At 49.6% G+C, this 25609-nt stretch carries 22 protein-coding genes; 2 read left to right on the forward strand and 20 right to left on the reverse strand.

Annotated elements, in window-relative coordinates; translation table 11 throughout:
• Nucleotides 1-9: 9 nt before the first annotated feature.
• The gene (locus HY845_02880; protein QQG51481.1) at nt 10-1200 is read right to left on the reverse strand and encodes a tyrosine--tRNA ligase; all 1191 of its coding nucleotides are present in this window, start codon (nt 1198-1200) and stop codon (nt 10-12) included.
• Nucleotides 1201-1367: 167 nt separating this feature from the next.
• On the opposite strand from HY845_02880, the gene HY845_02885 reads away from it, so the two are divergent.
• Nucleotides 1368-4208 (forward strand): PBP1A family penicillin-binding protein, encoded by a 2841-nt coding sequence (locus tag HY845_02885; GenBank protein QQG51482.1) that lies wholly within the window; start codon nt 1368-1370, stop codon nt 4206-4208.
• A 10-nt stretch (nt 4209-4218) separates the two neighbouring features.
• Here the strand turns inward: HY845_02885 and radA are convergent, their stop codons facing one another.
• From radA to mraZ, 14 genes are all read right to left on the reverse strand, one after another.
• Entirely contained in the window at nt 4219-5523 is a 1305-nt protein-coding gene (radA, locus tag HY845_02890) for a DNA repair protein RadA (GenBank protein ID QQG51483.1), read from the reverse strand.
• Nucleotides 5524-5525: 2 nt separating this feature from the next.
• Nucleotides 5526-7205 (reverse strand): single-stranded-DNA-specific exonuclease RecJ, encoded by a 1680-nt coding sequence (gene recJ, locus HY845_02895; GenBank protein QQG51484.1) that lies wholly within the window; start codon nt 7203-7205, stop codon nt 5526-5528.
• Complete coding sequence (locus HY845_02900) at nt 7205-8014, reverse strand: hypothetical protein (protein ID QQG51485.1); 810 nt, start codon at nt 8012-8014, stop codon at nt 7205-7207. The genes recJ and HY845_02900 overlap by 1 nt, the downstream gene beginning before the upstream one ends.
• Nucleotides 7992-8969: an FAD-binding protein gene (locus HY845_02905; protein QQG51486.1), complete on the reverse strand. Its 978-nt coding sequence runs from the start codon at nt 8967-8969 to the stop codon at nt 7992-7994. The genes HY845_02900 and HY845_02905 overlap by 23 nt, the downstream gene beginning before the upstream one ends.
• Nucleotides 8923-10347 (reverse strand): UDP-N-acetylmuramate--L-alanine ligase, encoded by a 1425-nt coding sequence (murC, locus tag HY845_02910; protein QQG51487.1) that lies wholly within the window; start codon nt 10345-10347, stop codon nt 8923-8925. Before murC ends, HY845_02905 begins: the two co-directional genes overlap by 47 nt.
• A complete protein-coding gene (locus HY845_02915) occupies nt 10331-11446 on the reverse strand; it encodes a UDP-N-acetylglucosamine--N-acetylmuramyl-(pentapeptide) pyrophosphoryl-undecaprenol N-acetylglucosamine transferase (GenBank protein QQG51488.1) in 1116 nt (371 codons plus the stop codon). The genes murC and HY845_02915 overlap by 17 nt, the downstream gene beginning before the upstream one ends.
• 47 nt (nt 11447-11493) lie before the next feature.
• Nucleotides 11494-12609, reverse strand: a complete 1116-nt coding sequence (gene ftsW, locus HY845_02920) for a putative lipid II flippase FtsW (GenBank protein ID QQG51489.1) — start codon at nt 12607-12609, stop codon at nt 11494-11496.
• 115 nt (nt 12610-12724) lie between these two features.
• Nucleotides 12725-14098: a UDP-N-acetylmuramoyl-L-alanine--D-glutamate ligase gene (murD, locus tag HY845_02925; protein ID QQG51490.1), complete on the reverse strand. Its 1374-nt coding sequence runs from the start codon at nt 14096-14098 to the stop codon at nt 12725-12727.
• Between the two features lie 42 nt (nt 14099-14140).
• Nucleotides 14141-15163, reverse strand: coding sequence for a phospho-N-acetylmuramoyl-pentapeptide-transferase (gene mraY / locus HY845_02930; protein QQG51491.1), 1023 nt, complete (start codon nt 15161-15163; stop codon nt 14141-14143).
• A 3-nt stretch (nt 15164-15166) separates the two neighbouring features.
• A complete protein-coding gene (locus tag HY845_02935; GenBank protein QQG51492.1) occupies nt 15167-16216 on the reverse strand; it encodes a hypothetical protein in 1050 nt (349 codons plus the stop codon).
• A 50-nt stretch (nt 16217-16266) separates the two neighbouring features.
• Nucleotides 16267-17976: a penicillin-binding protein 2 gene (locus HY845_02940; protein ID QQG51493.1), complete on the reverse strand. Its 1710-nt coding sequence runs from the start codon at nt 17974-17976 to the stop codon at nt 16267-16269.
• 2 nt (nt 17977-17978) lie between these two features.
• The gene (locus HY845_02945; GenBank protein ID QQG51494.1) at nt 17979-18305 is read right to left on the reverse strand and encodes a hypothetical protein; all 327 of its coding nucleotides are present in this window, start codon (nt 18303-18305) and stop codon (nt 17979-17981) included.
• A gap of 16 nt (nt 18306-18321) precedes the next feature.
• Nucleotides 18322-19173 (reverse strand): 16S rRNA (cytosine(1402)-N(4))-methyltransferase RsmH, encoded by an 852-nt coding sequence (rsmH, locus tag HY845_02950; protein QQG51495.1) that lies wholly within the window; start codon nt 19171-19173, stop codon nt 18322-18324.
• Between the two features lie 266 nt (nt 19174-19439).
• Nucleotides 19440-19871: a division/cell wall cluster transcriptional repressor MraZ gene (gene mraZ, locus HY845_02955; GenBank protein ID QQG51496.1), complete on the reverse strand. Its 432-nt coding sequence runs from the start codon at nt 19869-19871 to the stop codon at nt 19440-19442.
• Nucleotides 19872-20132: 261 nt separating this feature from the next.
• Here mraZ and HY845_02960 point away from each other — a divergent pair, with 261 nt between their 5' ends.
• Nucleotides 20133-20480, forward strand: a complete 348-nt coding sequence (locus HY845_02960; protein QQG51497.1) for a 4a-hydroxytetrahydrobiopterin dehydratase — start codon at nt 20133-20135, stop codon at nt 20478-20480.
• 64 nt (nt 20481-20544) lie between these two features.
• Here the strand turns inward: HY845_02960 and HY845_02965 are convergent, their stop codons facing one another.
• The 5 genes from HY845_02965 to recO form a co-directional block, all read right to left on the reverse strand.
• Nucleotides 20545-21330, reverse strand: coding sequence for a hypothetical protein (locus HY845_02965; protein QQG51498.1), 786 nt, complete (start codon nt 21328-21330; stop codon nt 20545-20547).
• An 83-nt stretch (nt 21331-21413) separates the two neighbouring features.
• Nucleotides 21414-22685 carry a glycine--tRNA ligase gene (locus tag HY845_02970; GenBank protein ID QQG52156.1) on the reverse strand — a complete coding sequence of 424 codons (1272 nt, stop codon included), beginning with the start codon at nt 22683-22685 and terminating at the stop codon, nt 21414-21416.
• A 42-nt stretch (nt 22686-22727) separates the two neighbouring features.
• Nucleotides 22728-23771, reverse strand: coding sequence for a hypothetical protein (locus HY845_02975; protein QQG51499.1), 1044 nt, complete (start codon nt 23769-23771; stop codon nt 22728-22730).
• Between the two features lie 20 nt (nt 23772-23791).
• Nucleotides 23792-24889, reverse strand: a complete 1098-nt coding sequence (gene alr, locus HY845_02980) for an alanine racemase (GenBank protein ID QQG51500.1) — start codon at nt 24887-24889, stop codon at nt 23792-23794.
• Complete coding sequence (gene recO, locus HY845_02985; GenBank protein ID QQG51501.1) at nt 24873-25598, reverse strand: DNA repair protein RecO; 726 nt, start codon at nt 25596-25598, stop codon at nt 24873-24875. Before recO ends, alr begins: the two co-directional genes overlap by 17 nt.
• Nucleotides 25599-25609: the final 11 nt, after the last annotated feature.

Here is a 25609-nt window from a genome sequence, read left to right on the forward strand (position 1 = left end):
ATTTAAATATTAGGCCTCTTTAACCAACTCGTAAAACCGGTGCTTGCCAATTTGTAGCCGATGAGTAGCGCCGGAAACGTCCACCGTTAGATTAGCGTCGGCAACAACCTGGCCATCAAGTTTAACGCCGCCTTGGTCAATTAATCTTGCCGCTTCAGAGGCGCTGACACCCGACGCGTGCTTGACCGCTTCAAGAATCGTAATAGAAGTGACACCGCTAATAAGGACCTCGTTAGCTAGCTCCGAGACTACTTCGCCTTTACTGAAGGCTCTATCGAAATTTTGCGCTGCCAGGTTAGCGACCTCCACACCATGATAAAGTTCAACAATTTTTTTAGCCACCGCTACCTTCTTGTCACGCGGGTGCTCTGGCAATCCCGATCGCTCACTCTCGTTCATTAATGCTGCGAGCTCGGCGTAAGAATCTGTTAACTTGTCAGGGATACTCATTACTTTCCCGAACATCTCGTGAGGCGGTTCAGTCAGCCCGACATAGTTGCCGTAAGATTTGCTCATCTTACGCTCTCCGTCAACGCCGAGCAGCGGCTTAGTGACAACGATCTCCTGCGGTGTCTGGCCAAATTTATTCTGAAGCTCTCGCCCCATTAACAAGTTAAGCCGTTGATCCCAGCCACCGATTTCGACGTCTGCTTCCATCTCAACGGAATCAATGCCTTGAGTAACTGGGTAAAATAGTTCGTGGAGTGCCAGGGGTTGATTGTTTTTAATCCGCTCAGAAAAATCCTCACGTTCTAATAATGTCTGCAGGCTTACCTGCGTCGCTATCTTAATAAAATCAGCGTACGACTTTTTAGAGAGCCACTCTGAATTGAACCTAACTTCGGTCTTTTCTGGATCGATAATGAGCTTGGCCTGACTAATGTATGTTTCCATATTGGCCTTTATTTCGTCCTCGCTTAGCACTGGGCGCGTTGCGCTTCGCCCTGAGGGATCGCCGATCATCGTCGTAAAATCACCAATTAACAAAACGGTATGGTGGCCTAGTTCTTGAAACTGCCGCAGTTTGCGTAAAGCGATCGCGTGTCCGAGATGAAGGTCGGGTGTTGTTGGATCGACACCGAATTTTACCTTAAGCGGTTTTCCCGCAGACAAGCGGCGACGTAAACTATCCTGGTCAATAATCTCTGCGACGCCGTAGGTAAAAACTTCTGATTCGAGATTATTATCGTCTGAGGCCATGACCGTCTTAGTATACCCATATCACCGACGGGATTGAAAATCCCTGTCGCAAACACGTCTCGCGACAATCACTGCAGTAGGTGTCCGCGACTTCACAACGCTCTATATCCCTGTAAAATTAATGCTGTCCATAGAACTGACTCATCAATGGTCCGTTCACAGACACCATGAAGCTAAAAGTGCCAAAAATAAGTCTAAGGAATCCGTTCAAAAATCCGATCGGCCTAAAAAAGCTACACCAGAAGTTTTTCGGCAAAAAAAGCCGGCGTTTCAGCTGGAAGCAAGCCGGCATCGTCGCTTTATGGGGCGCGGGGATATTTGTGCTCATCGCGATATTCCTGTTCGCATGGTTTGCCAAAGATTTACCGACGCCGAATAAGATTCGAGACCTAGTTTCCGTCGGCTCAACACGGCTCTACGACCGGAATATGAAACCGCTTTATACGATTTCCGGCGATAAAAAACGGATTCTAATCGAGAACAAAGACATACCCGAAGTCGCGAAACAAGCGACAATCGCCCTAGAAGATCGCGATTTTTATAAGCACGTCGGTCTAGATTTCACAGGGATATTGCGAGCGGTCTTTGTTGATATCGCCAGGCGAGATCTGAGCCAAGGCGGTTCAACACTGACTCAGCAGCTCGCTAAGAACGCCATCTTAACAAGAGAGAAAAGCTTTGTTCGTAAGATTAAGGAAGCAATTTTAGCGATCGAGATGGAAGTACTGTTTTCCAAAGAAGAGATTCTGACGATGTACTTTAATCAAATGCCGTACGGCGGCACCAACTACGGGATCGAAGCAGCAAGTCGTTCGTTCTTCAACAAATCCGCCAAGGACTTAACCCTCGACGAAGCTGCCACCTTAGCCGCACTGTTGCAACGACCAAGCAGTTTGTCTCCATACGGACCAAATGTTGATCAATTAATTGACCGGAGAAATTACACGCTCGACGCGATGGTCGGGATGTCGTTCATCACCAAAGAGCAGGCAGAAGAAGCTAAGAAAGTGACACCAAAATTCGCTGCCCGCAAGGACTCGATAACTGCGCCGCATTTTGTCCAGTTTGTTCAAGATTGGTTGGTGGAGTATTTCACTAAAGAGTTAGGCGACAAACAGCTCGCTGAACAGAAGGTGGAAGAGGGCGGTTTAACTGTCGTGACAACCCTTGATCTAGATAAACAGCTAATCGCTGAGGAAATCTTAAGTACAGCTAGCGAAAAGACGCTCAAACGAGCCGGCGCTTCAAACGCAGCGTTGGTCTCGATAGATCCAAAGCGCGGCGAGATCGTTTCAATGGTTGGTTCGGTTGACTACTTCCAAGAGCAATTCGGTAACTTCAACGTCGCTACAGCCGAACGCCAACCAGGTTCCTCATTTAAGCCGGTCGTTTACGCCGCAGCGTTCAAAGAAAAGTTCCATCCCGGCTACACAATTTTTGATCTGGAGACTGACTTCGGTAAGTACAAACCGCAAAACTACGATGGCCACTCGCGCGGACCGCTAACAATCCGCCAGGCGCTTGGTAACTCCTTGAATGTTCCGGCCGTTAAAACTTTGGCGCTAATCGGCCTCGATAAGGCTCTGAACACTGCCCATGATATGGGGATAACTACTTTGAACGACAAGAATCGTTACGGTCTCTCCTTAGTGCTCGGCGGCGGCGAGGTAAAGCTTGTCGATCTGACTACGGCTTACGGGGTGTTCGCCAATAACGGCACACTAATGCCAACAACGCCGATACTCAAAATAACTGACTCCCAAGGTAAAGAGATCTACAACCATGAGGATCCAAAAGACGGCCGACAGGTTCTGGATCCAAAAATCGCCTACCAAGTTACCAGCATCTTGAGTGATACGGAGGCAAAAAAGCCAACCTTCTCAAGAGTAATGGGGTCTTTAACCTTGAATGGCCGGCCGGCTGCTTCGAAAACTGGCACAACCAACGCTTATCGCGACGCCTGGACGCTCGGTTATACCCCGCAGTTTGTCACCGGTGTTTGGGCAGGGAATAACGACAATAGCTCGATGAATAACGCCGGAGGCTCAATCGCCGCCGCACCGATTTGGGACGAGTATATGGAACGGATTCACAAAGACCTGCCAGTAGAACAGTTCAGTCGTCCCCAAGGCCTAGAGGAGATGGAAGTCGCTCGCTATTCTAGCCTTCTTCCAACTTCAGCAACCCAAGAAAAAGTTAAAGATTTGGTCGCGCCGTGGCAAAAACCGACCGAGCAAGATAGCGCCGTGGCAAAAATAAGAGTTTGCCGCGAAAACGGCTTACTGGCTGACGAGAGCATCCCCGACAGTCTGACCGAAGACCGGATCTACGCGAATATCCACTCCGAAAAACCCAATGACCCACAATGGGAAGGGCCGGTCCAGGCTTGGGCGAGAGCCAACGGGTTTGTTAATACACCGCCGACAGGAAAGTGTCAGGTTGATGGCAGCGAACCAACGGTCAAAATCACTTCTCCTTCAAACGGTAGTGGCGTTGGTGGCGTCTTTACGGTCGTAGCCTCAGCCTCGGCGCCTAGTGGCGTCAGGGCAGTTGATTTCTCAATTGACGGTAGTGTCTTCTTCACTGCTACCGAATCGCCGTACCAGGCCTCCTATAATGCGGCGAATTTAACGAGCGGTACCCACACTATCAATGTCCTAATGACAAGCAACAACGGATCGACCCGTTCCGATCAGATAACTGTCACCGTCAGCAATGACACTACGGCACCGGGAGAGGTCACGAATTATGGCGGCTCCCAAAGCGGTTTGCCGTCAGGCTCGGTCAAACTAACCTGGATAAACCCTGGCGACGCCGACCTAAAAGCCGTCAAGATTTATACGTACCGCAACGGCGTGACCTTGGAACGAACAAATGAGGTTGGCGTACCAACTCAAACACTAACATTAACGGGGCTCACGCCTGGGATTTACAACTTCGTCGCTAAAACTCTCGACAACAGCGGTAACGAGTCGGCCGGAGTGACAATCATTCTCAACATCGTCTAAAAGTAAACGTCTAGCGCTTAGCCTCAAACAAATTTGGTAATTGCTGGATAGTCTTAATCTCTTTTCCGAGCACGTATTTTAATCGATCGACCTCTTTAGCTCGTTGCGAATGATTAACTGGTCGTCGAATTTCTCCAAGCAAGCCGACTTCTCCGACTAACGCCAGGCGCGGCGGAATGGCCCTCTGTGTGATTCCTGAAGCGATGGCTGCCGCAATCGCTAGGTCGATGCCCGTATCTTTGACAGTAAAACCGCCGACCACATTAACGTAGATATCGTACTGGCTAGTAGGTAGTCCGAGACGGTTTTCGAGCACCGCGACCAAGAGGTTGAGACGCCCTAGATCAATCCCCTGTGCCGTGCGCTTTGGATAACCGAACGCTGTCTTAGTAACCAAGGCCTGAATTTCGATAAGGAAAGCGCGTGAGCCTTCTAAGGTCACGCTGATTGCCCGGCCGGGAATGTCTGGCGTGACAATGCTTGCAAAGAGTTTGCCTGGATCTTCGACTGGCTCAAAGCCCACGCCAGTTAGTTGCCAGATCCCAACTTCATCGGTAGAACCAAAGCGATTCTTCTCACAACGCAAAACCCGCAATCCCGTTTGCTTCTCACCCTCGAGGTACATCACTACATCCACCAGGTGCTCCAAGACCTTTGGACCGGCGATGACACCCTCTTTAGTAACGTGCCCCACGAGCAAGATCGCGATACCTTCTTGTTTGGCAAATTGCTGTAAACGCCAACAGTTCTCCCGCACCTGAACCATAGAGCCGGGCGTGCCAGGAATAGCGTCGTCGTATACCGTTTGGATTGAATCAATAATTGCAAAACTTGGCCTGGTTTCGACTAGTGTGCGCATGATACTCGGCAGCCGACGTTCGGCAGAAATTTTCAGTTCACTTTTAGCAAGACCCAGTCGAACTGCGCGCAAACGAAGCTGCTCTAAAGACTCTTCGGCCGAAAAGTACAACGCCCCAGTGACCGAATGCGCCACCTGTAGAAGTAGCGTGCTCTTACCCACGCCGGGATTGCCCGCCAAAAGTATGATCGATCCTTTGACGATTCCCGGATCACTCGAACCGAGCACGCGGTCAAATTCGTCAGAGTTGGTGTGGAGACGTTGCGCCGTAGCCTTGGGTAGATTTTTAATACTAACCAGCTCGGCAGTGGGAGCATTAGCGGTTTGCTCGGTAGTCGCGTCGACTTGTTGCTCAACGATCGTATTCCACTCTCCACAGTTTGGGCAACGACCACTCCAGCGATTTACCTGCTGCTGACAACTTAAACAAACGAATAGTGTTCTAGACTTTGCCATTTTTATGCTAACTCAATTACGGCTTCTCGGGGTTGAAAGTCAACTAGTCGCAGCTGCAACCGCTCCGCTCCTTGAAAGTAGTTATTCTCTAAATAGCCCAAGAAGTTACCGCTTTTAAGGCTTTGTTGCTTATAACGATCTGCCAAATCGAAACCAATAACTTCCAGATTCCCTAGTGCCGAGTTCAATAGCATTTTAAGATGCCTGGCATCAGAGCCAATAAAACGAACATCGGCAACGTCAGCATCTCGTAAAATTAGCAGAGGCTTAGTATTACCAAGTCCGAACGGCGCCAACTTTTCGAGCGAAGATGCGACTTTGGTAGTCAAGTCGCTCTTTTCCAGAAAGGCCTCGGCAACGTATCGCTTCACTAAGTCGTGCTCGTCAAGGCAATTAACGGCGTCCCTTTTCAGCGCCGAGGATAGTTTCTCCCAGTTGCTAGCATTCGTAGATAAACCCGCCGCCTGGGCATGCCCGCCGAAAGTTCCTAGGTGCGTCGCACATCTCGTTAGGCCGTCGACGATCGAATACTTTTCAATTGAACGCGCGCTTGCCCTAATTTCACCGTTTTGGAGCGAGCCAACGATGACTGGTCGGCTATACTCAAAGACTAGTCGTCCGGCAACGAGCCCAACAACACCGGAGGGCCAATCTCGACCAAAAAGAGTGAAAATTCTGTCACCGTTATCGTTCTGTTTAAATAACTGTTCACGCGCTTCCGAAAGTACCTCGTCGACCAATGATTGCCTAGTTACGTTGGCTTGTTCAATTTCTTTCGCAAGCGCTTTGGCTTTTTTCTTATCTTCGGTGAGTAACAATCTGAGTGCCGGGGTATTATCGCTTAAACGACCGCTTGCATTAAGTCGTGGGCCGATAATGAAACCGATCGTTGAAGACGTGATACTGTCTGACTGAACACCAGCTTCTTCTAATAGTGCTTGGAGCCCAACCCGACGATTCTGTCGCAACACTACAAGGCCATAATGGACTAAGGCGCGGTTTTCGCCGACAAGCGGCATCATGTCTGCAACGGTAGAAATGGCGACCAAATCTAAAAGCCACTTACAATACCCCTTCGTTATTTCGTGAAAATCCTCAACTAGTGCGCATACTAATTTGAATGCGAGAGCGCAGCCGCAAAGCTGGGCAAAGGGATAGGTGGAGTCCTTTCTATGCGGGTCAATTATTGCGTCAGCTACTGGGAGCTCGGGCCCGGGCAAGTGATGGTCGAGCACGATCACGCCGAGACCGGCGTCCTTAGCCATTTTTATCTCTTCGAGAGAATTTATCCCCGTATCAACGGTAATTAATAACTTCGATCGTTTAATAATTTCCTCTACTTGCTCGCAGTGCAGGCCGTAACCGGTGCTCCTTGTCGGAAGCATCACGTCGTGTGGCACATTAATTTTAGTCAGAGTCATAGATAGCAGCGCTGATGCGGGCGTGCCATCTGCGTCATAATCGCCAAAAATCGTAACATGCGAACCGTTTTCGACAGCTTGTCTAATTAATCGCCTGGCCACGACCATATCCGGCAGTAAATTTGGATCATGTAGATGAGCGCTATAATCTGGCTGTAAGTCGTCTGCGCTGAATCCCCGTAGCAGGCAAAGATGCTCTAATAAATCTCTATTTAAACGTTTTCTGACGCTCCAACGACTTTCGCGTGTGTGCTGGTTCATCACTTGTAATAAACGTATCCGGGGATTCGTAGATCAACTCTCTCCTTAATAGAACCACCTCTCTCCTTGAGCAGGGTCCGCAACGCTTTAACCTGTGATTCAATTGGCTGGGTAGAAATAAAGAGAGCGGTGAGTTCTTTCTGCACCGGCTGACCATCGGCTCCAACGTAACTAGTGATAAGCGCCCCCAGCTGATAGAGCGAATCCGCGACAAACAAGCTTTTGGTCGTGACTGATTGCTCGCTCAGTATTTTTTTCAGTCGGATCACCTGCTCGACGATTTCGCGACTGGCGACCTGGGAACCTAAGTTACTGTCAGTGTTAACGCGATCTTCGAGGAGCGGAACATCTAGAGGCTGCCCACTTTTTTCAGCATAGAGCACGCCCTCCTCATCTACCAAAAACTCTCGACCGCTCTGAACCCATATTATCGCCGGTGAACGCATCGTTGCCTGACAAGATAAGCTACTCGGCAAACCACGATGGCAAGTAAGGGCAGCCAGGGATCGTTCTTGGCGTAGCCAACGCTCCGTTGTGCGACTAACGGTACTAGAGAATATCGACTGCCCGACTAACGATTGAAGCTCCTCTTTTAAAAGGGCGTTGTCCGCGCCCTCAATATTCACCTGTTTTATCTTAAAGACTGGCAATCTGCTTAAAGCAAATATTACCGCTACAACAAAAAGAACTCGCACAACCGGACGCCAAGCCAAAGAATTGGAAACACCGCCGTTTGCGGAAAGGCGCTTGGGTGGAACGTAACTAGTGTTAAATACCTTAGGTGTTTTACCCGTGCCTGATTGGCGCATTATCCTCCTCTTTAGACGGCCAGTACCCCAAGTAACTCATTCGCTCCTCCAGTTCGATGCCGTACCCGGCTGCAAGTTGTCGTAATTGTTCAATGAGTTCTCGGTAAGTACTGCTACCAACTCGGCCAGTGGCGGTGGCGATACCAGTGGTCGGGTTAAATTTTAACCCTAGAACGCGTAATTTACGACCCGCCGGGTGAAGTGAGGGTTGAGCTTCGAAGGCCGGCCGTGTCAGACTACCAACTTGCGGTTGGGATAAATTTACCAGCGCACTTCGAGCCTTATTAATATGAAGACGGCGAACGATCTCTTCTTGGGGTAATAAGGCAAATTGCAGTTTAACATTTAAGATGACCGGCGGGAAAATACTCGGCCGAGTTAGCAGCGAATCATACGGTTTAAACTGCAACTCCGCGCCGGTGATGGTGACAATTTTGTGTTCCTCGCCGTCTGTTACCCAGCATGTAACGTCTTTAACATGAGCGCTTATCGACAAGTTTCCTACCGTAGCGTTGCTAACTACTGCACCACCGATGGAGCCAGGCACGTTACTCAAGAATTCAATGCCTCCAAGATTCTTTGAGGCAGCAGCAGTTAGCAATGCTTGATTGGTAGTACCGCTTGATACCGTAACGACACTTGAGCCTTGCGTGAAACTGATACCGCTGGAACGGTTGACGATGACAAGGCCGGGAAAACCGACCTCACTAGGCAAAGTGCCAGTACCTCCACCGATAACGGCATACTCGAGCTTGTTTTCAACGGCAATTTCAGCCGCGTCTGTTAAATCTTCCGGCGAGGTGGCGATAACAACGTACTCGCTAACCCCACCAACAGAAGCTGATACGTAAAGCGCAAGCGGCTGATTATTTAAGAACCGTTCCGCGAAGCGGGAACGGAATTTAGAGTTAATGCTCTCGGAGGTTCTGGAGTTTTTCGTAAATTTTATAGACATCCCCCGCTCCCACTAAAAAGACAACGTCGTTACTATCGATAGACCCACCTAAATAAGTTGCCGCCTCCTCTAGGCTTGAACGATATTCGGTTTCCTTTTTCAGCTTCCTGACCTCTTCGACAAGGTCTTTGATGGTTACGTAACCGCTCTTTTCTCTGGCCGAAGCGAAGATGTTTAAGAGAATAAGCCGATCCGCCTTCGCCAGACTCGACGCAAACTCCTTCAAGAGTTTACCGGTCCGACTATAAGTATGTGGCTGAAAAACCAAGGTTAGCTTCTTCGTTGGGAATTTCGATCTCACCGTGGCAATCAGATAGTCCAGCGCGGTAGGGTGGTGAGCGTAATCCTGATAGATCGATGCGCCATTGTATTGACCCATCTTCTCGAACCGACGAGCAGGTCCGCTAAAACTGCCAACAGCCCTAACCACGGCTTGTTCACTAACGCCAAGCCGTAAGGACATCACAATTGCCCCGGTAGCATTTAGCACATTGTGAGCGCCAGGCAATTTTAAGGTGAATGGTCCAAGCTTCTTTTCCCCGTTCTTAATTGAAAATGACGTCGCTTCACCACTCTCGTCGTGATCGATAATTTGGAACTGGGCTTGTGAGCCAAAACCGTACGTTAAGCTCTTGAGATCAACCCGGCGAGAGGCTAGGCGTCGGACGAGCGGTGAGTCGATACACGCGACAATCGTGCCGTCACGCGGAATTTTAATCGACAAGTCGTAGAACGCTTTGTAAACGTCCTCAGCCGACTCGTAAACATCGGGATGATCTAGCTCAATACTGGTGATAATGACGTGCTTCAACGGCAAATCCATAAAGCGCGGCGTTTTGTCCTGTTCGGATTTCTTGTACTCATCTGCTTCAACCACAAAATATTTGCCGTCGCCGATATGGGCATTACCTTCAAGGTCGCGAACATCAGGAGCGCCGATCGCGTAGCTTGGGGAGAAACCGGCCTCTTTGAGAATATAAGCCAGCAGTGATGTCGTAGTAGTTTTGCCATGGACGCCAGCAACGCCAACACCCTCAAACTTCTCTATCACTTTGCCCAATGCTTCGGAATGAGTAAGGATAGTAATCCGGCCTGATTTGGCCGCTTTGTATTCAGGGTTTTGCACCCCAAATGCCGCGGAAATAACCACAATATCTGGTTTGAATTGCTTAATATTTGCTTGGTCGAAACCGATTTTTGGCTCGATACCGAGCTCGGCGAAGCGGCGTTCCGTCGCTTCGTCAGCATATGAGCCGCTATCGTCGCTCCCCGCCACCTCATAGCCTAAACTCTTCATCATTACCGCCAAACCTGACATCGCTACTCCCCTTATGCCGATAAAATAGTAACGATGTGGCACTTTATTTTTTCTGGCCATTTTCAATCTCCCGAATAATCATTTCAATCGCGTCCTCATTATAAAAGTAGCCTTTTAATTTCATTCCCAGCACACTCAACTCAGCTCGGTCATTTAAGAGCGCCGATAAATTCTCATACAACTTATCAGGCGAGAGCTGATACTCCTCGCGCATAATTACAGCGTGCTCACGCTTAAGAGTTTTTGCGTTTTCAACTTGATGATTACCGGCAGCTGTTGGTAGCGGGATTAGATACATTGCCTTGCCGAACAGGGCTCCCTCAGCAACTGTTGTCGAACCAGCCCGGCTGACAACAACATCAGCGGCTTGAAAATAATAAGCTAGCTCACGGTCCAAGAAACTAAAAGGCTTGTACGCTGCCCGGTCCTTTTTATCTAAGCTGTCCTGTAATTTTTGATAAATACTGGCTTCTCTCTCGCCTGTCACATGAACAATGTCGGCAGTTGCCACAAGCTTTTTGACAACTTGGCGTATCAGGGAATTGATTGCTGATGCACCTTGAATTCCGCCCAGAATTAGAACCAACGGCCGTGTTTTTTTGGGCGAACGAAGACGAGCCGCCTGACGAAGCGTCTTCCTTATCGGTATACCAACTTGTAGGTAACGAGAGTCGTGATTGGGATAAACCTCTGGAGCAAACGCAGTAAAAACTCGAGCGGCAAATCTAGCCGAAAGACGATTTGTTAGCCCCATAACCGAGTCTGATTCGTGGATAAATACTGGTTTTCGCAGTACCCAGGCTGCGTAAACCATCGGCAAAGCAACGTAGCCGCCCTTACTCATGACCGCTGTTGCCCCAGTTTTAATCAATAAACGTAAGGCCTGAAAAAAGCCCTCAATTGTTCGAAAAGCGCTAATCAAATTGGCTAGCGTGGTCCCAAGCGTCAGTTGTCGCCGCATTTTACCAGCAGCTATTGGCTGAAATTGCCAACCCAGTTCTTTAACGATAGCCTCTTCCCGCCCGCCTTTCTCACCAACGAAGACAAATGGCTTCGACTGAGCCGCCAGCTCCTCGCCAATCGCAACAAGCGGAAAAATATGACCGCCAGTGCCACCTCCCACAAGAATTATTGGTTTTGGTTGCTTTGATAAATTCACGTCGCTTCAAGAGCGAATATACCTTTAACCTTACGGATTGGCAAACCTTAACCTTCGAGTCTTTCGCGAGAAACGTTTGTCAGTAATCCAAGAGCGGCTAGCGAAATTATTAATGACGAACCGCCGTAGCTGATGAACGGCAATGGTACCCCTGTCAGGGGCAGCACGCTCAAAATCCCAGCGATATTTACTAGAGCCTGAGCAATAAAAGCAGTTGAGATCCCAGCCGCCAGGAGTTGGGCAAACTTACTATTGGCGTGCAACGCCACCAGAAAACCGCGCCACGCTAGATATAAATATGCCAGTAGTACTAGGCTTGTTCGCACGAAACCCAGCTCTTCGGCAATCACGGCGAATATTGAGTCGGTGTGTGCTTGAGGCAAGTAGGCGTACTTACTCGTTCCTTGCCCGAAACCTACGCCCCACAACCCCCCGCTGCCAACAGCAATTAAGGCTTGATGGGTATGATAGGCTTCGCCGAGGGTATCGGCCGTGTTATTGATCTTGTTCAAATATGAAGTAAGTCGCTGCATGCGGTACGGCGCGGCAAAGATTAAACCCATTAACAGAACAGCGCCGGCGACGCAGAGGGCAAGAAACTGCAGCAGCTGAGCCTTGGCGGCAAAAAAGATCGTCATTGCGGTGATCAATATAACGAACGTCGTACCAAGATCTGGCTCCGCCATCACAAGCAGGGTAATCACTCCCGCTACGACGATAAACGGCACCAGGACTTTGGTCGGCTCCCCCATCTTATTAGCTTTGGCAGCAAAAAATCCCGCAAAGAAAATAATCATCAGTAGCTTGGCAAGTTCAGCCGGTTGAAATTGAAAAAATCCCAGATCGATCCATCTATGCACTCCGGCAATTCTGGGACCGATAATCGGTACAAAGACAAGTAGTAATGTGACGACAGTTATCCAGAGAAGCCTTGTCCGGTTCTCGTAAAGCGTATCAAGCGGAATTTTTAGGAAATATAAGAACCCGCCAACTCCTATCAACCACGCAACCAGCTGCCTGATGAAGAAATAATAGGAATTATCGTAACGGTCGGCGGCAAGAATTTGTGAGGAGGATAAGATCATCACTAGGCCAAATAGTGAAAGGGCGAAACCCACAATCGGGATAGTCGTATCGGCCTTACGGCGAAGCTTGAAGTTCATCGTTCAGAATTCTCGCAATTAACAAAATTGCTCGAAAGCATCACTAGGCCAAATAGTGAAAGGGCGAAACCCACAATCGGGATAGTCGTATCGGCCTTACGGCGTAACTTGAAATTCATGAACGGACCAAACTCTTGAAAATATCTCCGCGCTCCGCGGCGTTTTTGAACATATCTTTGCTGGCACAGCCAGGTGAGAGTAGTATAACGTCCCCCTCACTTGACAGCTGTCGCGCCTTTTCAACTGCTTCGTCCAGGCTCTTCCCACCATCTAGTATTTTGGTTTGCGCCGCGTGGATCTTGAGAGCAGCGGCAATCTTCGGCGCTTCTTGACCGATTAACACCACTCCTTTTACCGCTGAAGACGCTACTGCTTTGGCGAACTCATCAAAACTTGCCCCTTTCGTCGAGCCACCTGCAATCAACACCACTGGCTCTGTAAAAGCGGTTAGCGCAGCGATCGTTGCTTCAGGGGCAGTGGCGTAAGAGTCGTCCACATAACGACGGCCTTGCGCTACTCCAACATCTTCTAGGCGATGTGGGAGTGGTTTGAAGTGACGTAGGCCCTTTTCAATTGCCGAGATCTTAACGCCGAAGGTTTCACAAACAGCAATCGCCATAGTCGCGTTCAAAAAAACATGTTGTCCACGCAGATTTAGTTTTGCTAAAGCAGTAAATTTTTCACCGTTACGGTACACCACGCCTTGCGGATCAACGTTCCAGTGTGTTTGATACGCCGCCTGTGAAACAGCGATTTTTTTGGCCTTAGAGACGCTAGCAATGGCTGTCGACTCGGCGTTGTCGGCAGCAAAGACCAGCCAATCATCCTGACTTTGGTGGAGGGTGATATGAGCCTTGGCAGCGACGTAGTCATTCATGGTTTGGTGATAGTTAGGACTCGCTACGCTCAAGGGCTTAAGATGGTCCTCTGTGATCGGCAGAACAACGGCGACGTGTGGGCTATTCTTAAGGTCCTCCAGTTGGAAGCTCGACAGCTCCAGGACAACGATCGACGACTGTGTCAGCTCATCGAAAACAGAAAAAATTGGCTTGCCGATATTGCCCGCGACAACAACCGACTTGCCGGCGGCTTGCAGTATCTCCCCAATCATCGTCGAAGTAGTGCCTTTGCCCTTCGTGCCCGTAACCCCAACCACAACCGATTTCGTCATCGCCAGGAATAAGTCAGTGGCGCTGGTTATAACCGGCCGATCTTTAACCTTTCTCAATGACGCCTCGACGCGTTCAATAGGTAAGCCGGGCGAGCGGAAGACGTAGTCATACCGGCCCAGATCTTCTAAATGCTTATCTCCGGTAACGATTTTAACGTCTGGGAAATGGTAACTAAAATCCTTGGGCAGGGCGTCGGGATTTTGCTCGCAAAGAAATACGGTCGCTTTAACTTTAACCAGGTGTGGAACGAGACTTAGGTTCTCCAATCCAGCGCCCAATAACCCAACCTGTTTGTAGCGAAAATCTTCCCACCCCATCACCTGGTAGTATCTCAAAGAATACCTGTTGTGAGAACCCGCTTAGCGGCTAACTACTTCGACAAAAAGTCCGATCATTGCCATGACAGCGGAGATAATCCAAAAACGCATCGTGACACGCGGCTCCGGCCAACCGATTGCCTGGAAATGGTGGTGTATCGGCGCCGAGAGAAATATTTTCTTTCCTTGCCGAAGCTTCTTCGACAAAATCTGAATAATCGCCGAGAGTCCTTCCGCCCAGAGTACAAAAGCGATAATTGGCAGAATAAACACCGTGTCGGTCAAAAACGCTATTACCCCTAAAGTCATCCCTAACGCCATAGCGCCAGTATCCCCCATGAAGAACCTTGCCGGATAAACGTTGAACCAGAGGAAGGCGAGCAAGGCGCCTAGTATTGTGCCGCAGAACGCCGCTAGCTCTGTTTTGTCTTGCAGCAAGGCAATAATGCCGTAGGCAGCAAAACAGCTCGCCATCACTCCGCCCGCCAACCCATCTAAGCCGTCGGTTTCGTTGGCAGAGAAGGTGGTGAAAACTAAAACAGCGATGAAAATAGGGATGTACCAGATACCGATTTCAATTTGTCCCAGCCAAGGAACGGAAATAATACTGAATTCGAGCTTGAAGAAGAACCACCAGGCGCCAACTAAGGCAATTAGCGTGTAAAGCAAAAGTTTCCAGCGAAATCGTAGGCCGCCACGATTCGGTCCGACTCCAAAGATATTCATCAGATCATCGGCAGCACCGACAAAGCCGGTACTCACGAGAGTGAATAACGGCAGCCAAGTCTGGCCCCGGTTAAGATTCATTAATAAGGTAATAACAGCGGCCGTAATCCAAATCAGCAAGCCGCCCATCGTGGGCGTATTTTCCTTGTGCTTATGTAACGAGTAAAAAATTGGCGCGTTTTTTTCGTCAAAACCTGTTTGGCGAATCCGTTTGCCTAGTCGATTTTTGTAAAGGAAGTCAGTAAAAAGCGGCGTCCATAGTATCGCCACGAGAAAGGAGAGGGTCGCGAGCCAGAATGTCTTGGCAAGTGCGAAGTTGCCACCGTCTAAGAAGTCCATTGTTTAATGTAACGCCTCCACAATATGGTCTGTTCTAATCCCGTGGGATCCTTTGACTAGTATGCTAGCAGCTTCTGGTAACTCCGCAACTACCTTATCGGCAGCTTCAGCGCTAGTTGGGTACCACTTGTCTGGTTTATAGTGCTTCGCTAGTTCGCCAACACCGATGACTTTATCTGCCAGTTGATGTGCCATTATGCCAACTTCCTCATGGAACTTAACTTCCTGCGAACCAAGTTCAAGCATTGAGCCCAGGATAGCAACGCGGGGCTTAGGCATTTTTGAGAGTTCTTCCAAGGCGGCTCGCATCGATACGGGCGAGGCGTTATAGGAGTCATCAATCACCTTGTACCGACCGGAGATGTGTTGCAATCGCCCAGCCGGACGCCAATCGCCTAGTAGCGCCTCACCGATAGTTTTAGGGTCGATTTTCAAGTGCTTGCCGACAAGCTCAGCAACGCGGTGAGCGATCTCGGCGGTAGGGCACTCAAACTCAACTACCTGGGCGCGTGATCGTTTTAAGTGCGTTTTGAAAAATGGGTCGTTCCGGTTAAGCAGTACCAGCCCGCTAGGTTTAGTAGCTTGGGCTAAATTGCCTTTTTCCTCGCCCAGCTGTTCGGAAGACTCGTAATTCATGAGGTGAGCCTCGCCGACCAAAGTAATGATGCCGATATCGGGTGTTATATGCTCGAGGAGCTCCGCCAAGTCACCGGGCTTATCGGCTCCCATTTCAATGACTAGATATTTTGGCAGCTTATTGGTGAACGAGCGCCATATCGCTGCGAGCAGAATGAACGGCCACTGCCAGCTAATTTTTTGTTTATAGAAATCCACCTTAAAGCCTAGGATTGCCATGGGTAGTCCTAAGTAAGTGTTGAGGTTCCCGTAGCCAACCCTAACTTGGCTCTCTCCATACGCCCGCTTTAAGACCGCACCGACTGCTTCTTTAGTGCTAGTTTTGGCAATCGACCCGGTAATAGCAATAATAAACGGCTTATCGTTTGCGAGTCGGCTGTTGGCAGACAACCATAGTAAGAACGCCCTTAAATCCATAAACAAATCTTAACGACTAGGAGCCCTTGGGGCAATCGTCTAGTGCGGGACTAACTGCGTAGCTGCAAATAGTTGACGATCCAATTGGCAATCTCACCGAACGTCGGGGCAGCTGAGGATTCGGCAAACTCAACAGTTTTTGGGTTGTCTAAACGGACCACCATTACTACCTTAGGATTCTCAGCTGGGAAAAATCCGGCGAATGTACCGATGTGTCGATCCGTGTAATAGCCCCCGTGCGGATCCGGAACTTCGGCCGTACCAGTTTTACCGCCGACGCTAACGCCCTCTACTTTAGCTCGTTTACCGTGCCCATTTTCAACGACGCTAACCATCATCTGGCGAATTTTAGCTGAAGTTTCGGCGCTGATTACTTGCCCGCGAGTTTCATGCTTCAAGTTTTCCGCCTTCTCGTTTAAAACACTTTTCTCAACTAAATGGGGCGTTACCAGATTACCTTTGTTGACTAGGGCGCTATAGGCAGCAGCAAGCTGTACCGTTGTTACCGAAACGCCTTGACCAAACGCCGCCGTTGAACGCAGAACGTCATTCCATTCCTTTTTTTCCGGTAAACGTCCGGACTGTTCACCGACCAGGTCAACACCACTTTTGGTACCGAAGCCAAACTTCTCAAAGTACTCCCTCTCCTTATCTGCGCCTAAGAGACTAGAGATCCAGACCATAGCTACGTTATCGGAGTTTTCCAGTACTTGAGTCATTGTTTCCTTACCGTAAACTTTGTTTTCGGCGTTAAATATTTCACGATCTTTTACGACAACTGACTTCCCGAAAGTGTTGGTTGTCTCTGGCTCAACTAACTTTGCGTCTATCGCCGAGGCCATCGTCAGCGGTTTAAAAACCGAGCCCGGCTCGTATATATTGCTGGCTGCTGGCGTTAAGAATTTATATTGCTCGTCGCCTTTGAGAGTCGAGAAAGCGTTAGGATCGTAACTCGGAGAGCCGGCGATAGCCATAATCCCCCCGTCAACTGGGTTCATAACGATAACCGATCCGCCGTCAGCTTTATATTTATCGAGCGCCTCGCGCAGTTTCGTTTCGACGATAAATTGCAAATTGTAGTCAATTGTAAGTACAAGGTCGCGACCTGCCTCAGATTTCTCAGTGCTAAGAATATCTATAAGGCGCCCGAGTGAGTCGCGCTTGGCCTTAGTGCTACCGCCACGACCGCGTAGCAAGTCGTCGTGAACTGCCTCAATGCCATACTTGCCGCTACCGTCGGCGCCAACAAAACCTAAAGCCTGCGGCGCGATTTTGTCCCCTTCAGGATAGACTCGCGCTAACACTGGCTTAACAAAAACACCTTTATAATTCTGCTTGGTAATCGATTGTGCCTTGATCTCATCTAATCCCTTAATCAACGCTGGAACATAGAGCTTGTCGTTATTAATCTTTGAGAATATATCCTCTTCTTTGAGCTCGGGCAGATCCTTAGCCAAGAGCGCGGCCAGTGTTTGCTTGTCTTTAACCTGGCGGGGCGAAACTTCCAACAGATATTGCCACTGGCTGATTGCTAACGGGTAAAGCTGTCCGTCTTTGTCCTTCGCGTATATCTTCCCCCGCGGAGCTGTTATCGCCGTTGTCGCTGTCGATTGGGTCTCGGCAGCCTTAACAAAATCATCATGCTCTATAACCTGTTTTTCAAACAACCGAAAGATAATGCTTCCCGTTAAGAAGAAAATCAGTCCGAAGATGACTATCAATCGGCCGTTGGAACCCGAGGAGGCGTTTAGCGACGCCATCGTTACGGAGTAACGTTCAAGGTTTCTGGATTACCACCAGCCGGTACAAGCCCTTGCTTGTTGGCGGCGTCGGTCAGGTTTTGTAGCGAACGGGTGCGACGCTCCTGAATAACTAGAGTATCGAACACTCGGTCCGCTTCTGTGACTTGCTTTTGGGCGTCTCGCAGCTGAATGGCCGTATCGGAACCCTGTGCAGACTGAACCAAGTAGAGTAGCGAGAGAACCGCCAAGATAACCAAGATCAGATATCGCGATGCGGTTGGGCCGACGCTGAAAACATTGCCCGTCTTGTAAACTCGGCGTCGCTGGATTCTTGAGATTTGGTTCATTTGGATTTTTGGCTTTCTAGTTTGTTGATTTAATTGCAGACCGTAACTTGGCGCTCCGACTTCTTGGGTTAGAGCGTTGCTCTTCTAACGATGGGATAACTGGCTTCTTTGTTACGACGGTCATATTTTCGCGCATGAATTCCTTAACAATTCGATCTTCTAATGAATGGAAGCTAATGACGACCAGCCTACCCCCGTCTTTTAAAGCCGCTGCGGCTTTCTCTAAACCAATTTTCAGGGTGTGTAACTCGTCATTAACTTCAATTCGGAGCGCTTGAAACAAGGGCGCTAGAACACTGGGTTGTGTGGTGCCGACAATCCGCATGAAGTCATTGGTGGTACGAATCGGTTCGCGGCGCCTAGCATCGACAATCTTTCTTACCAGTGAGCGGTATTGCCGGTCTTCGGCCAAATCACGAAAGATGCGTTCCAGTCGCTCGGCTCCCGTCTGCATTAGCAGCTGCGAGGCATTTTGACCGCTTCGCTCATCAAACCGCATATCGAGCGGCTCATTGCGGCTAAAGCTGAACCCACGTCCCGAGGCTTCCAATTGGTCAGAAGATATCCCGAGATCAAACAGAATGCCGTCAAATTTCGCGTCTAGCTCATCTAGTCGATCATAAGCTAAGTTGAAAAGTTTCAGCCGATCAGGAAACTCGCGAGACAGCTCTTCGGCAAATGGCGCAACTGTACCGTCCCGGTCTAGAGCGTACACATGTCCGTCGGGTTCGATACGACGCAGAATCTCTCTTGAATGCCCCCCTCCGCCAAACGTGCAGTCAAGATAAGTTCCTCCATTTCCCAACTGAAGATAGCCGAGCGTCTCCTGTACTAGGACAGGGATGTGTTTTGAAGTTTTATCCATCATTTGTTAGGTGCTTTTCTCTTACACTTACATTGTCTCGTTGTAACCACGGCCAGTTGCAGGGGTCAGAAGACGGTCATAGCCACCGGGGATAGGTTCCTCCCTAATAGTAAGGGCAGGAAAAGACCCGATAGCGAGTCTCTTTCCTTACGGAGAGAGCCTCTTCGTCAAATGATTATATGAAATACAAACCTGACGTTGAGGAACCGACTTACTAGTTCCCCCGCCACTGGTCATCAAAAAGTTGGTGTGGGTCAACAACATGGTCATCAGAGTTCCCATTCGGTCAGCTTTTCAGCATTGCTTTCGTTATCAACGGCAGCCTGTTTGCTGTATGCGTCCCATGTTTGCTTGTCCCAAATTTCAGCACGGTTAAACACCCCCGTAACCATTACTGGTCCCTTGATACCAGCGTAATCACGCAAGTACCCAGGTAGTAGCGCCCTCCCCTGCTTATCAATTTCCACTTCCATCGCTCCTGAGAGCATCATCCGAGCAAACGCCCGGGCGTTGGAACTGGAGATTGGCAAGTTGGCGAGTCTAGTTGCCATCGTTTCCCATTCCGCTTTCGGATACAAAAACAAACACTTGTCGAGTCCTCGGGTGACGATCGCCGATGACCCTAACTCGGACCGGAACTTGGCCGGCACTGAGAGGCGCCCCTTGGCGTCCAGATTGTGTGTGAATTCTCCTATTAACATCAACTTCGTTGCTGTTACTCCTCGCACTTTTCAAGCGCTCGTAGTTAACATTTACCTTTCTCTTTAAATTCATATGGTCTTGCTTGTGGAAAAGTTTGGATGAAGCCTCCTCCTGATGGGTAATGGACTTTTCCACTTTTCCCCACTCCATCCCACTTTTTTCCACGTGCTGCGATTTACAGTATGGCTTTGCGAAATGGTTGTCAAGTGTTTGTCAGAAATAACACTGTTGAGCTTCGTCAGATAGGATAAAATGCAGCTATGAACGAATTAGCCAAGCAAAAATGCGTCCCGTGTGAAGGCGGGGTTCCGCCACTCAAGGGCAAGGCCTTAGAGAAATTGAAAAGTCAGCTCGACAGTGAAGCGCCGGGCTGGAATTTGCGCGATGCCAAACACCTTGAAAAAACCTATAAATTTCCGGATTTCCAAAGTGCCTTGGAGTTTGTTAATGGGGTCGGCGAAATCGCCGAGTCTGAGGGCCACCATCCGAACATCGAATTCGGCTGGGGTTTTGTGCGAATTATTATTTGGACCCACAAAATCGACGGATTATCGGAAAGTGACTTCGTTCTCTCAGCGAAGATCGAGGACTTGAACGCGCGTTCTTAAAACAGAAGCGTTGGGTAAAGAAACGGGCCGGCATACGCCGGCCCTAAAGGACCCAGTACTGAAGCTACCCGGAGTCACGGATTACGTACTCGCGCCCCTTGCCGTCTTTCGCGGACCAAGGCAGGTTAACCGCGCCGTTCCATACCTTCGTGTAACTTTTCAAGAGCGCCCCACTGCGAAGATCCAACTCATAAAAAGTATGCTTGCTATCAGCTTGGAACGGGTACGTCAGTACCAGTCTGCCACCCTTGACAGCGAAGAAGGCGTAAAAGTTCTCGTCCGCGTCCGCGGATGCTGCCTCGTCGTCAGAGATCTTCGGTGCCTTCAGCTCCTTATGCCATTGGGCAACGCCTTTGGCGTCGAGATGAGTGACAAAAAGCTCACCGGATTTGGTGTGGCCGGAGACGAAGCAGTTGCCGCCACCGTCGTCGGTGACGTATTCAGCATCACGAAACCTTTCCAGTTTGGCTTTCCAAACAATCCGTCCGCTTTTGCCAAGCTGAAATGCTACCGGAAACTTGTCCTTGCCCCGGTAGTTCCTTGTGCAGGCAACGTAAACACCACCTAATGATGCCTTGAGAGCGGTGATTTCGTCCTCAGCCGTCCCGACCACTGTTTTCCAGATCATTTTGCCTTGGCCATCACACTTGATGACCGTACCGCCACCCCCAGCAAAGAACGCTCCGCCACTTTCGACTGCTAGAGCGCTAGCCCTACGCGAAGTGTACGCGGAGAAGCTTGCGAGCTTGGTTGGACGCCCGTTGACCATCACGGCGATTGTCGACTCGTCAGCCCTTACCACTGATGTGGCCCAGACCGATACAACGAAAAGCGACAATAATTGACGCATTGATTCATACCTCCAAAGAACTCAGCCAAGTTGCCCTGACCTGTCGGCGCAATAATAGCAGTTAGCTGGGTCGAATTGTAGAGTTAGGGCGTGGTTCGTTCTTGTTTCATCGTGTCGCGGTCGCGAGCGGTAACCGTGCCCTTGGTCTTACCTTCAACTGACTCAAAATCGACAGTGTAACAAACCGGGGTGCCGATCTCGTCTTGGCGACGATAGCGCCGGCCGATCGAGCCGGATTCGTCGTAAAAAACATTCTTTCCCTCAGCGCGTAATTTAGTCACGAGTTCGGCCGCAAATTTTAACAACGGTTCCTTTTTAACAAGTGGCAAAACAGCCGCATCGTACGCAGCAAGGTTTTGGTTAATTGATAATACTGTCTCCAACTCGCCAGCATCGTTACGGCCTTTTTCAAAGTTCTGCCAAGCGTCAAGCAAAACCACAAGCAATGCCCGATCCAACCCGGCGGCTGGTTCGATCACCCAGGGGATGAATTTTTCTTTTGTCTCTTCATCGAAAACCGACATGTCTTTACCGGAATGTTTCTGGTGCGCAGTTAAATCGTAGTCGCCGCGATTGGCGATTCCTTCTAGCTCGCCCCAACCCCAGGGGTACTTATACTCAATGTCTGTTGTGGCTTTTGAATAGTGCGATAACGCCGATTTTGGGTGTTTATATAGTCGCAAGTTTTCCTTGCTGACACCGAGCTCAACATACCACTGCAGCCGCGCATAAACCCATTTATCAAACCATTCCTCGGCCTCGTCTTCACGGACAAAAAACTCCATCTCCATCTGCTCGAACTCCCGAGTGCGGTACGTAAAATTACCCGGTGTAATTTCGTTACGGAAGCTTTTGCCGATTTGCGCGATCCCAAAGGGTATTTTTTTTCGAGAGGCTTCTAGAACTTGTTTGAAATTGATAAAAATGCCCTGGCAAGTTTCAGGCCGTAAGTAGGCGACGGATGCTTCCTCCTCTACCGGGCCGATTGAGGTTTTAAACATTAAATTAAACTGGCGTGGCTCACTAACTGGATTACCCTCCGGGCTTTTGGACGGATCTTCTAGGTGGTCGGCTCGATATCGTTTATGGGTTACTAGATCTTCGACGAGCGGGTCAGTAAAGTTCTCCGTATGCCCAGCCGCTTCCCAGACTTGGGGGTTAAGGATTATCGGTGAATCAATACCGACAATATCATCGCGTTCGGCAACCATTGTGCGCCACCAAAAATTACGCAGCTTATTTTTCATCTCAACACCGACTGGGCCGTAGTCATAGGAATTCGACAGGCCGCCGTATATTTCGCTCGAAGGCCAAATGACGCCCCGGCGTTTAGCCCAGGCCACAAATTCCTGCATTTGTTCAGGTTTAACCATCGCCCTAATTCTAACTGAAGTTTTCTACTTGTAGAAGGAAGCAATCGGGTCAAGGAAGCTGGCGAGCGGCCCAAGCATGGAAGTGTAGTCGAAGACTGAGAGTAGCATCACCGCCGAAATAAGCAGCATCACGAAGGCAAATATTTTGAACATTGCCCGCCCTTTGTTGAACAGGAAGAGAATGAAACCTAGGCCAAGACTGATTGTCGCTGTTGGCCAGCCGATTGATTTAATCGCGTCCCAGTTACTACCCAGTGTGGATTTCAGAAATGGCGAGGCGAGGAGGCCGAGTAAGGCGATGAGGCCAAATACTATTAAGACCTCACCGATCGTACCGATGCCGCTAGTTCCTTCTTCTATTGTCGCTTCGTCGTTTAAGTCCTTGTGATCGGCCGGCGGGGTCTGACCCTGCGGACCGCTAAGGATTTTGGTGTAGATATCATTTACTGGCTTAGCAGACTGGCTGGTGTTGCTCTTCGGTATCGCAGCAGCAGTGGGCGCAGCGGCCGGCGGCGGCGTAACTGGAATTGGCTCCTGTACTTTTGCCTCTTCTGGCTTTGGTTGCTCAGGCGCGGGTTGCTCCACGGGTGGTGGCGGCACTTCAGCAGGCTTAACTTCCTCGCTTTTTGGAGCCTCAGTCGGGGGCGTAGAGAGCACGGTTTCACCGTCTTTCTTCGTGACTGGTGGTTCGGCAGCACTTTCGCCAACGCCGCTAGTTAATTTTTCAATCTTGGACTCGAGAGCTTGTACCTCTCCGGTTAGAACCTCGATTTGTTCCCCGAGTGATTCGTGCGGATCGTTCTCTTTTTGTGCCGCAGCGATATCAGCCTCACTAACAATTACTGGCGTTTCTGGGGCTGGGGTGGCCTGGGATGGTGCGGGCACAGTCGCTTCTTCTGTTTTAGCGGCTTCTGGAGCAGCGGTAGATGGACCCGTATCTGGTTGCTTAGGAGTCTCTGGCGCCTGATTTATCGCCAAAGAGCCATCATTTGCAGTAGTAGTCTCAGCACCGTTGATAGCGGTGTTTTTTGGTTCTTCGGTTTTAGCTTGTTGCTTATCTTCAGCCATATCCCCTCCCAATATTAACGCTACTCGCCCAAATACTTCCGTGGGACGGCGGTGCCGATTCGAGTAACAATTTCATGATGACGAAGGCCTGAGGACTTGGCAAGTTCTGTCACGTTGATTGTTTCAGTCTGACCCGTTGCGTTCTTCTGAGAGCCAATTAAAACCACCTCATCACTTCGTTTAATTGGCAACCCTGTAACATCGGCTACGCAGAGGTTCATAGCGATCTTACCGATAATCGGCACGCGATAGCCGTTGATTAGTGCCTCTGCCTTGCCGGTCAGAGCCTGAGTGAAGCCTTCGGCGTACCCCGCGGACAAGACGGCAATATCTGAGTCACGTTTCGCTACCCAAAGGTGGTTGTAACTGACGCCCTCGCCCTCATCAATCGATTTAACTTGCGCCACCACCGTCTTGTAAGTAAGGCAAGGCTCGAGACCATCTATCACACCGTCTGTGCCATAAAACGCTAGCCCAACTCGTACGGCATCGAGATATCCCTCCTGAAAATTATCGAGGGCATAACTTGAGACGAGGTGAAACGGTAAAATCTCAATTTTATCCTGGGTCCGCAAAATCACGTCCTGAAGACGCCGCAGCTGCTCGAGGTTTAGCTGATAGTCGGTCGCGTCAGCTAGATGCGAGAAAACTGCCTCGACACTAATGTGTGGGAAGTGTCGTTGGCTTATTAAAAAATCGACGGCGTCTTCAATCGCTACCCCTAGTCGATTGAGTCCGGTTTCAACCTTCAGGTGAACCTTGGCTTGACGTCCGAGCCGTTGCGCTGCTCGTTCAATTTGCGGGATCATCTCTTTGTCGTAAAGCGTCAAAGCAAAGCCGTGCTCGATAGCCTCGGACGTTTCTTGGCTGTTGAGGTAATTCAGAATCAGAACCGGTTTGCGACTATTCCGCTTAACCTTCAAGGCTTCCTCGAGTGAAATTACCGCAAACATATCGACGCCCGACGCGTTTAAGGTTTTAGTGATCGTCTCAATTCCGTGGCCGTATGCGTCAGCTTTAACGACGGCGATTACGCCGACGTTCGAACCAATTTTCTTCTTAAGAATCGCGGTGTTTCGACGCACAACGTCGAGGTCAATCTCAAGCCAAGCCCGCATATGTGCTCCAAGGTTTGTTAAACCACTGGGTAATTTCCCGTAGTAATAGTTCTTCGATTTGCTTGGCGACTGAGTCTGGAATTTTGATTGTGTGAATTGACATAAAACTGCTCTTTCTTAAAAGCACCAGCAATTTTACTGAGTTTTTCTCTAGTTGAATACTATCGGCGATTTCCGGCGTACATGTCTCGCAGACCAGACGTCGCTCATCGTACAGCCAGGTCGCTGCTTCAGATAATTTTTTACCGCATTTTTGGCAAGCAAAGTCATTCGGGCCCAAGCCGAGTTCGTTAACGAGTTCGTTCAAAAAATAAAGCCATATCGGCGGCCATTGCCAACCCTGACTAAGTCGGGCAAACGCGTCTAAAGTAAGCTGAAATATCGCCCGCTGGCTTACATCCTCAAGAGTTACCCTTTCGACAATTTTGGAGATATGAAATGCTTTTTGCGTTAGCTCCAGCGAGTCTCGGATTGGTTCAAATGGCTCCGCGAGGACGGCGCTAGTTACACGGGGCAATTCGTCGTGATCGGTCAGCATTAATTGCGAGAGCATGAAGGTATCGAGGTGTCCCGCAAGTTTACTTGTTGGCCGACGGACGGCTTTCACGACAACTCGCTTCTTGCCTAAATCAGGCGAGAAGATCGTCAAAATGCGATCGGTCTCGCCGATATTCTGCTTTTTCAATACTAAGCCCAGGGTTTTACGCATACTGCCTAACG

Source organism: Candidatus Berkelbacteria bacterium (genome assembly GCA_016432625.1).
Lineage (GTDB): Bacteria > Patescibacteriota > UBA1384 > 2-12-FULL-50-11 > 2-12-FULL-50-11.